The sequence below is a fragment of the Streptomyces yokosukanensis genome (assembly GCF_001514035.1).
Lineage (GTDB): Bacteria > Actinomycetota > Actinomycetes > Streptomycetales > Streptomycetaceae > Streptomyces > Streptomyces yokosukanensis.
The window spans coordinates 320,654-332,732 of sequence record NZ_KQ948208.1 but is presented as its reverse complement, the minus strand read 5'-3'; the positions used below and the strand labels follow the sequence as shown (position 1 = coordinate 332,732).

The window sequence follows — 12,079 nt, the reverse complement described above, 5'->3', positions numbered from 1 at the left end:
CGGATGACCTATCCGGTTGTCCGGGAGGATCGGGGCAGTCCGAAGGGCACCACCCGGCACGAGCGGCGAGGCGGCACAGAGGGAAAGCGGAGGGAGAGGAGAGGGAGTTGAGAGGGAAGGTCGTCCGACCGGGTGAGGCGGCTGAGGGTGTCGTCGGTTAGCGGTAGCCGCCGCCCAGCCGACGGCGGCGGCGTGCTCGCCAGGTCGCGTCGACGGAGAGGTAGGGCGCGCCGGCGAGGATCAGGGGGATCCAGGCCATCAGATAGGCGAGGTCGTTGCCGTAGTAGTAGGGGGTCGTCGCCCAGCTCACCGTGAGCCACAGGCTGAGCGAGATCAGCGCGCCGCCGAGCGCGGCCAGCCGGCCGAGCAGACCGAGCAGGGTGCCGATGCCGACGGCCAGTTCGCCGAAGGCGATGGCGTAGCCGAAGCCGACCGGGGCCTTCAGGGCGAGGTCGACCAGGGCCGGAACGGCGGCGGAGTCACGGGCCGCGCGCATGGTGTCGCCGATGGACCCGGCGCCGCCGGACTTCATGAAGGCGCTGTCGGTGAGCTTGTCCAGACCGGCGTAGATGAAGGTGACGCCGAGGAAGACGCGCAGCGGCAGAAGGGCGTAGTGGGCGGCGGCATCCCGCCAGCCCCGGAGGCCGTTGATCCGGTCCATGTGCGTGTCGGTCCGCATGCCGTGAGTCATCGTCGCCAGCCGCCTCTCGCCCGCTGTCCCACCCCTCACCTGACCATACGTACGACCAGGGGGCACGGTTCAATCCCGTCCCGGATGTTTTTCCGGATTTCGGCTCCGCGTACGACCCCTCGTGCACAGCTGTGCGCTGGCGTTCAGTCGGTCACCTGGACGATGCAGCGGTTGGTCGCCAGCCCGGCCGCGGTGACCACCTGGACCTCCACCGCCCCGGGCTCGACGTCGGCCGGTACGGGCACGGTCAGGGAGGTGTCGGTGGGGTTGCTGAAACCACCGGTGACGGGGACCAGCGGCACGTGCACGTCGACGGTGCCGATGCGGACCACCATGCGGGAGAGCCGGTCGGGGCTCTGGGCGCCGGGCGGCACGAAGCCGGCACCACGGATCTCGATGTCGTCGCCGGTGCGGATCGGCCCGTCCAGGTCGCCGGGTTCGCGGACGCGGACCACGGAGAGGACCACCGGGCGGCCGCCCTCGGCGTACTTGCCGGCCAGGTAGGTCGCGGCGGAGACCAGGACCACCACGCCCAGCCCCCAGGGCAGGTCGGGCAGCTGGTCGGGGCGGCGGGCCAGCCGCACGGCGGCGAACAGCAGGGCGACGGCGCTGATCGCGACGTACTGGATGTCGGCGAAGGCGCCCCGGCCGGAGTCGTCGGTGAGCAGGTCGGCGGCGCGCGGCCGGTGCGCCGGCACCTTCTGCAACCGCTGCGCGACGACGCGCAGACCCACCACCCGGCGGACCAGGACGGCGATGCCGCACACCACGGCGAGGACGGTCACCACACCCGCGCCGCGCGCCAGGTCGAGGCCGGAGATCAGCGCGTCGCGTTCGGCGTGGCCGGAGGCGGCCGCCAGCCGGGCGGCCAGCAGCAGGACGGCGTAGCCGACGAACAGCACCCAGCAGGCGGCCACCGTACGGGAGGTGGACATCCGGTTGTCCTCGCCGATCACCGGTGCCAGCGCCCCGCCGCGCGCCCGGTGCAGCCAGGAGGCGGCACTGAGCGTCGCGGCGACGACGAGCGCGGCGACCAGGGCCGCGGTGCGGGCGCCGGTCCAGCCCGCGCCGACCGCGCTGAGCGCCTCGCCGAGCAGCAGCCCGAGGACCGCGCCCCACACCGTGGCCAGCGTGCGCAGCCACAGCCGGGCGAGCCATGTCTCGCCCTCGGCCCGGCCACGCCGGGCGACGGCCTCCGCCCGCTGGGTCAGCTCCTCGGAGACCCACTGGCGCGACGCCGAGGCCGAGTGCGCCACGGCGGCCGGCAGGCCCTGCCCGGCCGCGAACTCGTCGCGCCCGCGCAGAAACGCGGCGACGGCCCGCCGGTGCCCCTCCCGGACGCCGTGCGGGCAGCCCCCGCAGGTACAGCCGCCCTCGTGCATCCCCTCGATACCCGTGCCCTGTCTCGCCTCCTGCACCGCCACGCCCGGCGCCCGCCTTCCCCACGACTCACCGGCACGGCCCGCGCCCCTTCGATGGAAGGTCTCGCCGCCGTGCAACTCCCTTGCGTCGACAGCGAATTGTGCCCTACATCAGGCCGTCCGCCATCGTCGGACCGGGTCACGGCGGGTGAAGTACGGGCCGCCGTGTTGACCCGGCTGCGAGAATTTCCGTATGGCCGAGATCATCCAGCGGGACGGGACCTGGGCCTTCGACGGCAGCACGATCCGGATCACCCCCGGACTACACCGCCGCGTGCCGCTGTTCCGGCAGACGTACGGCGAGATCTCCGTGCCCCTGGAAGCGGTCTCGGACATCGCCTACGAACCCGAGCGGGGGCGCGGGCGGCTGCGGATGCGACTGCGCGAGGGCGCCGATCCACTGCTGCAGGCGACGGGCGGGCGGCTGCCGGACCCGGCCGACCCCTACCGGCTGACGGTCGCCGCGGACCGGGACGGGGCCGCCGAGTACGTCGCCGAGGAGATCCGGCACGCCCTGCTCCTCGACCGGATCCCCAAGGAGCCCACGACCGGCTATCTGCTGCCGGGCCCGCCGGTGCCCGTGTCGGTGCGCTCCTCCGACGGCACGGTCTCCTTCGACGGCACACAGGTCCGCATCGACTGGGCCGACTCCTCCGACCGGGTCAAACGCGCGACCGGCCCGCGGATCATCGCCCTCGGCGACCTGGCACAGGTGGAGTGGCTGCCCAACTGCGGTTACGAGGACGGCTTTCTGCGGTTCGTGACCCCGGAGACCATGTTCTCCAAGCTGCCGCCCGAACGGGACCCCTACACCCTGGACCTGTGGGGCAGTGTGCGGCGCGATCTGCTCACTGCGCTGGTCGCGACGGCCGTCACCGCCCGGCTGCCGCATCCCTCCACCCGCACGGGCGGCGCCCACGACGGCCGGGAGCGGCGCCGGACGGTCGTACCGGCCCAGGCCGACCACCATGACGTGCTGCTGCGCCGGCTGCGGGAGTTGGGTGAACTGCACCGGGACGGGGTGCTCACGGACGAGGAGTTCGCGAGGACCAAGGCCGCCGTGCTGAGAGGCTTCAGCTGAGCAGATCCGGCTCGCTGCGGCTGATGTCCTGCCACAGGGGCTGGTAGTTGATCCAGGCCACCAGGTCGCCGCCGAGCTGTTCACGGGTGGCGACGGCCAGTTTGTGGTCGATGAGGACGGGCCGGCCGGCCGCCTTCGCCATCAGCTGCACCTGGCAGGACCGTTCCATGGACAGGAACCACCACGCGGCGGCGTCCACCGAGTCGCCGACGGTGAGGGTTCCGTGGTTGCGCAGCACGAGCGCCTTGCGCGAGCCGAGGGCGACGGCGATGCGGCGACCCTCCTCGGCGTCGACGGTGACGCCGGTGTAGGCGTCGTAGAGCGCCACGTCCTCGTAGAAGGCGCAGCTCTCCTGGGTGATCGGGTCGATCAGCTCGCCGAGCGCGGCGAGGGCGCGGCCGTGCACGGAGTGGCAGTGGGCGACGGCGACGACGTCCGGGCGGGCGGCGTGCACCTGGGCGTGCACGGTGAACGCGGCCTGGTTGACGTGGTAGCGGCCCTCGACGACCTGGCCGTCCTCATTGGCGAGGACGAGATCGCCGACCGTGACGTGCCTGAACGGCATCCCGAACGGGTTCACCCAGAAGCAGTCGGTGAACTCCGGGTCCCGCGCGGTGATGTGTCCGGACACCCCGTCCTCCAGCCCGGACCGCCCGAAGATCCGCAGAGCGCCGGCGAGCCGCTCCTTGCGGTGCCTGCGTTCGTCCTCCATCGAGTCGTGCATCGGCGGCATGGCGAACTGCAGCTGGTCGGTGGGCAGCGGCAGGGGCGGAGTGGGCCCGTGCATAGGTCCTCCAGCGCTGGGATTGCTGTACGCGCCGGAAGTTACCGCCGGTCAGCGCAAAAGGGCAGAGGTGTTTTGTAAAGATGACGTACGCGGCGGATACCCGACAGAAGATGTCCGGATTTCCGGTGAGACTGGCGCGTATGACGCATATGAACTGGGCGGCCTTCGCCACCGCCGCACCCGCACTCGCGGCGATCACCGAGCAGCGCTTCGACGGCCACCGGCACCATGTCCTCGCCACCCTGCGCAGGGACGGCTCCCCGCGCACCAGCGGTCTGGAGGTCCGCTTCCTGGGCGAAGAGCTGTGGCTCGGCATGATGCCGGACTCCCTCAAGGCCCGCGATCTGCTGCGCGACCCGCGCTTCGCACTCCAGGCCAACCCCGGCGACGGCACCGGCATGGGCGGCGGGGACGTCCGGATCAGCGGGCGGGCGTTCGAGGTCGAGGACGCCGCCGCCGAGGCCGCGTACGTGAAAGAGGTGGAACCGCCGCAGCCGTTCCACCTCTTCCGCACCGAGCTGACGGAGGTCGTACGGACCTACGTCGAGGACGAGAGGTATCTGGTCGTCCAGGTCTGGAAGCCCGGAGAGCCGGTGCGTGCTCTCAGGCGGACATGACCGTCGAAGGCGGCGGGACTACTCCCACTCGATGGTGCCCGGCGGCTTCGACGTCACATCGACGACGACCCGGTTGACGTCCCGGACCTCGTTGGTGATCCGGGTCGAGATCCGGGCGAGGACGTCGTACGGCAGCCGGGACCAGTCGGCGGTCATGGCGTCCTCGGAGGAGACCGGGCGCAGCACGATCGGGTGACCGTAAGTGCGGCCGTCGCCCTGGACGCCCACGCTGCGGACGTCCGCGAGCAGGACCACCGGGCACTGCCAGATCTCGCGGTCGAGGCCGGCCGCGGTCAGCTCCTCGCGGGCGATGGCGTCGGCGTCGCGGAGGAGGTCCAGACGCTCCTTGGTGACCTCGCCGACGATGCGGATGCCGAGGCCGGGACCCGGGAAGGGCTGGCGCTGGACGATCTCCTCCGGCAGGCCCAGCTCCTGGCCGACCATCCGGACCTCGTCCTTGAACAGCTTGCGCAGCGGCTCGACGAGCTTGAATTCGAGGTCCTCGGGGAGGCCGCCGACGTTGTGGTGCGACTTGATGTTCGCCGTGCCGGTGCCACCGCCGGACTCGACCACGTCCGGGTAGAGCGTGCCCTGGACGAGGAACTCGACCGCCGGGCCCGCGTCGGCGATGATCTCGGCCTGCGCCTGCTCGAAGACGCGGATGAACTCGCGGCCGATGATCTTCCGCTTCTCCTCGGGCTCGGAGACGCCCTTGAGTGCGGCCAGGAAGCGCTCCTCGGCGTCGACGACGACCAGCTTGACGCCGGTCGCGGCCACGAAGTCCTTCTCGACCTGCTCGGTCTCGCCCTTGCGCATCAGGCCGTGGTCGACATACACGCAGGTCAGCTGGTCACCGATGGCGCGCGCGACGAGGGCGGCGGCGACGGCGGAGTCCACGCCGCCGGACAGGCCGCAGATGGCGCGCTTGTCGCCGACCTGCTCACGGATGGCGACGACCTGCTCCTCGATCACGTTGCCCGTGGTCCAGGACGGGGTCAGGCCCGCGCCGCGGTACAGGAAGTGCTCCAGCACCTGCTGGCCGTGCGTGGAGTGCATGACCTCGGGGTGGTACTGGACGCCGTAGAGCTTGCGCTCGTCGTTCTCGAACGCGGCGACCGGGACGACGTCCGTGGACGCACTGACCGTGAAACCCTCGGGGGCGGCGGAGCAGGCGTCGCCGTGCGACATCCACACGTGCTGCTCGGCCGGGGTGCCCTCGAAGAGGGTGGAGGACGTCCGGGAGACGTGCAGGTCGGTACGGCCGTACTCGCGGGCGCCGGTGTTGTCGACGGTGCCGCCGAGGGCCTGCGCCATCAGCTGGAAGCCGTAGCACATGCCGAAGACGGGGACGCCGGCCTCGAAGATCGCGCGGTCGAGGCGGGGGGCGCCCTCCTCGTACACGGACGAGGGGCCGCCGGAGAGGATGATCGCCGCGGGGTTCTTGGCGAGCATCTCGGCGACCGGCATGCTGCTGGGCACGATCTCGCTGTAGACCCGCGCCTCGCGGACGCGACGGGCGATGAGCTGGGCGTACTGCGCGCCGAAGTCGACGACCAGAACGGTGTCGGGGGTGGCGGCAGCGGGAGTCGCTGATGACACGGGGTGCCTTCCGGCGGTGGGGCGGGGGTCTGTACTACCGATTCTAACGGGGTGGGCGCCGTGCCATACTGTCCCCATGCTTTCGCAGACGACCCGCTTCTTTACCTATGGCAACCGGCCCGCCGGCTGCCATGGTCGTCCTGCTTGAGCAAACCGCCGAGCGACTTCCCAGGCGCCCCGGGCCGACAAGGCCCGGGGCGCCTGTCGTTTTCCGGGTCCTGCCGTTTCCGGGGTGTCACCGTCACCTTCACCAGGAGCCCCGACATGACCACCACCACCGCGGAAGAGACCATCGCCGACGCCCGTGAGCGCATCGACGTGCTCGACGACCGGATCATCGGTCTCATCCAGGAGCGGATGGCCGTCTCCTCCGTCGTCCAGCAGACCCGGATCGCCTCCGGCGGCCGGCGGCTGCACCTCTCCCGCGAGATGGAGATCCTCGGCCGCTACCGCGAGGCCCTCGGCAGGCCGGGCACCGGCCTCGCCATGACCCTGCTCGAACTGTGCCGGGGCCGCGTCTGACCGCCGAGGTGCCGTGGCCGAGCCGTGCCGCGTCCGAGTCCGACTCCGCGTCCGATCACATCTCACCCGTCCGGCGCGTGACCGGCTCGCGCGGCTGTCGTTGAGCGGGGTGTCCGTGCCAGCCAGGGGCGGGCCCGACAGAACCACGCGTGGCTCGCTGGGGCGATGAGGCGTACGGGTCGTGCCGTACGCCGTGGGACCTCGCTCCAGGGAAGTGACCGGACGGCAGGGGACAGCAGCCCGGTCACCCAAGAGAACGGTCGGCTCCGGGGACGCCCGGAGCCGACCGGCGGAAAACTTCACATATGCACCAGTGTCGGGTCAAACGGTTGCGGATGTGTTGCCCATCCAGCACGATGCGCACAACCCCAAGTCCCCGCGCGGACGATGGCATTGCTGCACTCTCCATCCGCCACGAGGCGGGGGGGGGACCACCGGACCAGCGGCGCAACCCCCCGGCGCCGCTCCCAGGCACCGACGCTGCCCTGACGTCGGTGCTGACCGAGAGAAGGGCCCCGCGGCGTCTCCGTCCCGCGGGGCCCTTCGTCACACCCGCCCCATGATGTGACTCATGCCACACGGTAAACCTGTGTCGCCCGAGCAACCCTTCGCGGCCTTCGCCGATCAAACCTGCCGAGCCGACAAACGGCCGATAGGGACCTGCCTTCGGAGGGGGATGCAGGTCCCTCTTCGCTTTCCCGGGGCGGTCTACTTCTTCGGTGGTACCGCCGGCATCCCCAGGAACGGCAGGCGCAGCGCGCCGAACGCCTCCGCCGGGACCGCCGGGGCCTGCGGCTCCACCGGCTTCAGCCGCTCGTACGCGGCGCCCGGCGCCGGACGCTGGTCCTCCTCGCCGTTGTTCGGCCAGAAGGACATCGCGCGCTCGGCCTGCGCGGTGATCGTCAGCGAGGGGTTCACACCCAGGTTCGCCGAGACGGCGGCGCCGTCCACGACCGAGATGCCGGGGTGGCCGTACAGGCGGTGGTACGGGTCGATCACCCCCGTCTCCGCGGAGTCGCCGATGGGGCAGCCGCCGAGGAAGTGCGCGGTCAGCGGGGTGCCCATCAGCTCGCCCACATTGCTGCCGGCGAAGCCGTTGATCTCGGCGGCGAGCACGGAGGCGGCCTGTGTGGCGGCCTTGATCTGCTTGGGGTTCGGCGAGCCGTGGCCCTGCCGTGCGGTGAGCAGGCCCTTGCCGACGCCGCCGGGCTTCAGGTACGTCGTCAGGGAGTTGTCCAGCGACTGCATCACCAGGCCGATGATGGTCCGCTCCGACCAGCGGCGGTTGGACAGGGAGCGGGCGACCAGCACGGGGTGGCGGGTCGCGTTCGCCAGCCAGCCCAGGACGCGCGAGGAGCCCTCGGCGTAGGGCACCTGGAGGATCGACAGGCCGCCCATGGAGTTGGAGCCCTTGCCGTAGCGGACCGGCTCGATGTGGGTGTTCTCGTCGGGGTGGATGGAGGAGGTGATGGCGACTCCGCGCGTGAAGTCGGCCCGCGCCTGCCCGGTCGCCTTGCGGTAGCGGCGGTCGTCGGTCTGCGCGCCGACCAGCGCCTCGGAGTTGGTGCGGGTCAGATCGCCGAGGCGGGCGGAGAGATAGGGCAGCTGGCCGCCGGTCTTCATGCGGTGCAGCAGGGTCTGGGTGCCGTACGTGCCGGCGGCGAGGACGACCTTGCGGGCGGTGAAGAGCCGGCCCGAGCCCTTCTTCCTCCCGTCCGTCGGCAGGGTCGCCACCGCGTACCCGCCCCGGGAGTCGTCCGTGACGGACACGACCGTCGTCATGGGGTGGACCACCGCGCCCGCCTTCTCGGCGAGGTAGAGGTAGTTCTCGTTCAGGGTGTTCTTCGCGCCGTGCCGGCAGCCGGTCATGCACTCGCCGCACTCGGTGCAGGCGTTGCGGGACGGACCGGCGCCGCCGAAGTACGGGTCGGCGACCTGCCCGCCCGGCCGCGCCGTCGCCGCGCCGTCGGCGTCCTTGCCGTCGCCGAAGAACACGCCGACCGGGGCGAGGTGGAAGGTGTCACCGACCCCCATCTGCTCGGCCGCGGCCTTCAGATGCACGTCGGAGGGGGTCATCGTCGGGTTGAGCCGTACGCCGAGCATGCGCCGGGCCTGGTCGTAGTACGGCTTCAACTCCTCCTGCCAGTCGGTGATGTCCCGCCACTGGGGGTCGTCGAAGAAGGCCTTCGGCGGTACGTAGAGGGTGTTGGCGTAGTTCAGCGAACCCCCGCCCACGCCCGCGCCGGCCAGGACCATGACGTTGCCCAGCAGATGGATGCGCTGGATGCCGTACATGCCGAGCCTGGGGGCCCACAGGTAGTTCTTCAGGTCCCAGGAGTTCTTCGGGAGGGCCTCGCGGGTGAAGCGGCGGCCGGCCTCCAGCACGCCTACTTTGTAGCCCTTTTCCGTGAGGCGCAGGGCGGTCACCGAACCGCCGAATCCCGATCCGACCACGATGACGTCGTAGTCGTAGGCATGGGCGTCCTGGGGCACGGGGGTCTCCTCGTCGAGTATCGCGTGCGGGCCGTCTGTGGTCTGTCGCGCAGTTCCCCGCGCCCCTCGGTGGGTTACCTGAACCGGAATGCCTTCATCAGGCGCAGACTCGTGCTCATGAAGCGGGCGTAGCCCTCGTCGGTCATGCCCAGGGACGGCGCCATCGGCAGCAGGCGCTGCTGGGCCACGGTCTGGGCCTCCGTGTACTTGAGAATGCCCTCGGAGCCGTGGCGGCGGCCGAGGCCGGAGTCCTTCATGCCGCCCATCGGGGACTGGACGCTGCCGTAGGCGGGAGCGTAGCCCTCGTTGACGTTGACCGTGCCGGTGCGCAGACGGGCGGCGACTTCGCGGCCGCGCCGGGCGTTCTGCGTCCAGACCGAGGAGTTGAGGCCGTACGGCGTGGCGTTGGCGCGCTCGATCGCCTCGTCGTCGGAGGAGAAGCGGTAGATCGAGACGACCGGGCCGAACGTCTCCTCCTCGCACACGGCCATGGAGTCCTCGACGCCGTCGAGGACGGTGGGTTCGAAGAAGTACGGGCCGATGTCCGGGCGGGCCGTCCCGCCCGCGACCACCGTCGCGCCCTTGGCCACCGCCTCCTGGACGTGCCGTTCGACCGTCTTCAGCTGGCGTTCGCCGACCAGCGAACCCATGTCCGCGCCGTAGGCGAGGGAGTTGCCGAGCCGCATGGCCCGGGTGCGGGCGGCGAAACGCTCCAGGAAGGCGTCGGCGATCGACTCGTGGACGTACAGCCGCTCGATGGAGATGCAGAGCTGCCCGGCCGAGGAGAAGCAGGCGCGTACGGCACCGGCGGCGGCCTTCTCGACGTCGGCGTCGGCCAGCACCAGCATGGCGTTCTTGCCGCCGAGTTCGAGGGACACGCCGACCAGGCGGGCGGCGGCGCCCTGGGCCACCTCGCGGCCGGTGCGGGTGGAGCCGGTGAAGGAGACGTAGTCGGCGTGCTTGACGACCTCGGGGCCGACGACCGGGCCGTCGCCGAGCACGACCTGGAAGACGCCCTCGGGCAGGCCGGCCTCGATCAGCAGGTCGCGCGCCCAGAGGGCGGTGAGGCAGGTCTCGGTGTCCGGCTTCATGACGACCGCGTTGCCGGCGGCGAAGGCGGGCAGCGCGTCGCCGACGGACAGCTCCAGCGGGTAGTTCCAGGGCGCGATCTGGCCCACGACCCCGCGCGGGTGGCGCAGTTCGGTGACCTTCGTGAGCGTGGGGACGGCGCCGGTGTGCCGCTTGGGGCGCAGATAGGCGGGGGCCTTGCGCCCGTAGTGGCGGGCCGCGACGGCGACGGCCTGCACCTCCTCGTGCGCGTGCAGCCGGGCCTTGCCGGTCTCCAGCTGGATGAGGTCGAGCACCTCGGCCTGCCGCTGGAGCACCAGGTCGTGGAAGCGCAGCAGGACGGCGGCCCGCTGCGCCACCGGGGTCCTCTCCCACACGGTCTGCGCGGTGCGGGCGGCCTCGAAGGCCCTCCGCACGTCCTCGGGCGTGGACTCGGGCAGGTCGGCCAGCTTCTCGCCGGTGAACGGGGTGTGGTTGGCGGTACGGCCGGAGCCGACGACGCCCTTGGTGAGCTGGGCCACCAGTTCCGGGGTGACCACGTCGGCGGCGGTGCGAGCGCCCTCGGGGGCGGGCGCGAGGGGGTTGGTGCCGGTGCTGTCCGGGGCCTGCGTGTCCGTCATGACGCGCAGGGTATGCCGGAGTGCAAGCTTTGTGTACCCGTCGGTAATGGGGATTCACCGACTGCTCACATGCTGCCAGTGATCACTGGCAGCGAATGCGCTGATCAGGGCGTTGACAGAGCCGCAAGCAGAACGATCATTCGAGTCCGGCTTTTTTCGCCAGAAGCAGCCCGAGCGCGGTGCGCGGGGCGCGGCGACGGGGGTCCGGGCGGGGCGCGGACGAGGGCTCCGCCGAGGATCCGGAGGCGGGCGCGGGCGCCGGGCCAGGTGCGGCTGGGGGTGCGGCCTCGGGTTCCGGGTCCGGTACGGGCGCCAGGCCCAGGTACGCGCGCAGTGCCGCCGTGACCTCCCGCGCGTCGGGGCGCGCCGCGGGCTCGTCGGCGTGCAGTCGGTCCAGCAGGGGGCCCAGCGGGCCGGGGTCCGTGTCGCCCAGGGCGGCGTGGAGCAGCGCGCCCAGCGACCACAGATCGGAGGCCGGGCCGGCGCCGGGGCCCGCGGCGCGCTCGGGGGCGATGAAACCGGCGGGCAGGTCCCCGGGGTGTCCGTCACCGGTCCCGAAGTCGGTGACGACGACCCGCCCGGTGCCGGACTCCAGCAGGACGTTGGCCGGTTTGACGTCCCGGTGCACGATGCCGACGGCGTGCGCGGCGCGCAGCGCGCCGAGGACGGCGAGCCCGATCCGGGCGGCCTCCTCGGGCGGGAGGGGGCCGCGCCGCAGCACCTCCTGCAGCGACTCGCCCTCCACCAACTCCATGACGATCCAGGGCACATGCCCCTCGGTGACGACGTCGCACACCGTGACGGCGGAGGGATGGCGCACCCGGGCCGCGGCGCGGGCCTCCCGGTAGAGCCGGTGAGCGGCACGGCGACTGCCCTCGTCGTCGGCCGGATCACCGGGCAGCAGCGGCTCCTTGACGGCGAGCGGGCGGCCCTGCGCCTGCTCGTCCCGGGCCCGCCAGACGGTCCCGGTGGGCCCGGAACCGAGCGGTCCGGCCAGCCGGTAGCGGCCGCCGATCAGACGTGCGCCGGGCGCGGGTCCGCCCGGACGCGCGCCGGGCACGGGTTCGCTCAGAGGTGCGTCGGGCGGGTGTGCGCCGTCTCCACTCATGTCACATGAGTACCGTGCGCACCACGCCCTTGTCGAAGCGGGGGTGGGGCCGCGCCGCCGGAGCCGACCACC

General features: G+C 71.9%; 10 protein-coding genes. 3 read left to right on the top strand and 7 right to left on the bottom strand.

All coding sequences use genetic code 11. The annotated features are described in order from the left end of the window. Positions 1 to 157: 157 nt before the first annotated feature. Entirely contained in the window at positions 158 to 691 is a 534-nt protein-coding gene (locus AQI95_RS08120; RefSeq protein WP_067119606.1) for a DoxX family membrane protein, read from the bottom strand. A 143-nt stretch (positions 692 to 834) separates the two neighbouring features. Next, positions 835 to 2,115, bottom strand: a complete 1,281-nt coding sequence (locus AQI95_RS08115) for a hypothetical protein (protein ID WP_067119604.1) — start codon at positions 2,113 to 2,115, stop codon at positions 835 to 837. A gap of 190 nt (positions 2,116 to 2,305) precedes the next feature. On the opposite strand from AQI95_RS08115, the gene AQI95_RS08110 reads away from it, so the two are divergent. Beyond that, positions 2,306 to 3,193: a DUF4429 domain-containing protein gene (locus AQI95_RS08110; RefSeq protein ID WP_067119601.1), complete on the top strand. Its 888-nt coding sequence runs from the start codon at positions 2,306 to 2,308 to the stop codon at positions 3,191 to 3,193. On the opposite strand, the gene AQI95_RS08105 is transcribed toward AQI95_RS08110, so the two are convergent. Then, on the bottom strand, positions 3,186 to 3,980 hold the full coding sequence (locus AQI95_RS08105; protein ID WP_067119595.1) for a class II aldolase/adducin family protein: 795 nt from the start codon (positions 3,978 to 3,980) through the stop codon (positions 3,186 to 3,188). The two genes, AQI95_RS08110 and AQI95_RS08105, sit on opposite strands and share 8 nt — an antisense overlap. 149 nt (positions 3,981 to 4,129) lie before the next feature. Between AQI95_RS08105 and AQI95_RS08100 the strand changes: the two genes are divergently transcribed. Then, entirely contained in the window at positions 4,130 to 4,597 is a 468-nt protein-coding gene (locus AQI95_RS08100) for a pyridoxamine 5'-phosphate oxidase family protein (protein WP_067119592.1), read from the top strand. An 18-nt stretch (positions 4,598 to 4,615) separates the two neighbouring features. Here the strand turns inward: AQI95_RS08100 and guaA are convergent, their stop codons facing one another. Further along, entirely contained in the window at positions 4,616 to 6,196 is a 1,581-nt protein-coding gene (guaA, locus tag AQI95_RS08095) for a glutamine-hydrolyzing GMP synthase (protein WP_067119589.1), read from the bottom strand. Between the two features lie 201 nt (positions 6,197 to 6,397). On the opposite strand from guaA, the gene AQI95_RS08090 reads away from it, so the two are divergent. Then, positions 6,398 to 6,718 carry a chorismate mutase gene (locus tag AQI95_RS08090; protein WP_279616999.1) on the top strand — a complete coding sequence of 107 codons (321 nt, stop codon included), beginning with the start codon at positions 6,398 to 6,400 and terminating at the stop codon, positions 6,716 to 6,718. Between the two features lie 708 nt (positions 6,719 to 7,426). On the opposite strand, the gene AQI95_RS08085 is transcribed toward AQI95_RS08090, so the two are convergent. The 3 genes from AQI95_RS08085 to AQI95_RS08075 all read right to left on the bottom strand — a co-directional run bounded on the left by AQI95_RS08085 (position 7,427) and on the right by AQI95_RS08075 (position 12,007). Beyond that, positions 7,427 to 9,211: a GMC family oxidoreductase N-terminal domain-containing protein gene (locus tag AQI95_RS08085; protein ID WP_067119583.1), complete on the bottom strand. Its 1,785-nt coding sequence runs from the start codon at positions 9,209 to 9,211 to the stop codon at positions 7,427 to 7,429. A gap of 74 nt (positions 9,212 to 9,285) precedes the next feature. After that, a complete protein-coding gene (locus tag AQI95_RS08080; RefSeq protein WP_067119580.1) occupies positions 9,286 to 10,899 on the bottom strand; it encodes a succinic semialdehyde dehydrogenase in 1,614 nt (537 codons plus the stop codon). A 136-nt stretch (positions 10,900 to 11,035) separates the two neighbouring features. Beyond that, entirely contained in the window at positions 11,036 to 12,007 is a 972-nt protein-coding gene (locus AQI95_RS08075; RefSeq protein ID WP_079071127.1) for a serine/threonine-protein kinase, read from the bottom strand. Between the last annotated feature and the right edge of the window lie 72 nt (positions 12,008 to 12,079).

Coding starts and splice junctions, on each gene's coding strand:
- AQI95_RS08120 (WP_067119606.1), bottom strand. CDS start 691: ATGACTCACGGCATGCGGACCGACACGCACATGGACCGGATCAACGGC.
- AQI95_RS08110 (WP_067119601.1), top strand. CDS start 2,306: ATGGCCGAGATCATCCAGCGGGACGGGACCTGGGCCTTCGACGGCAGC.
- AQI95_RS08105 (WP_067119595.1), bottom strand. CDS start 3,980: ATGCACGGGCCCACTCCGCCCCTGCCGCTGCCCACCGACCAGCTGCAG.
- AQI95_RS08100 (WP_067119592.1), top strand. CDS start 4,130: ATGAACTGGGCGGCCTTCGCCACCGCCGCACCCGCACTCGCGGCGATC.
- AQI95_RS08080 (WP_067119580.1), bottom strand. CDS start 10,899: ATGACGGACACGCAGGCCCCGGACAGCACCGGCACCAACCCCCTCGCG.
- AQI95_RS08075 (WP_079071127.1), bottom strand. CDS start 12,007: ATGAGTGGAGACGGCGCACACCCGCCCGACGCACCTCTGAGCGAACCC.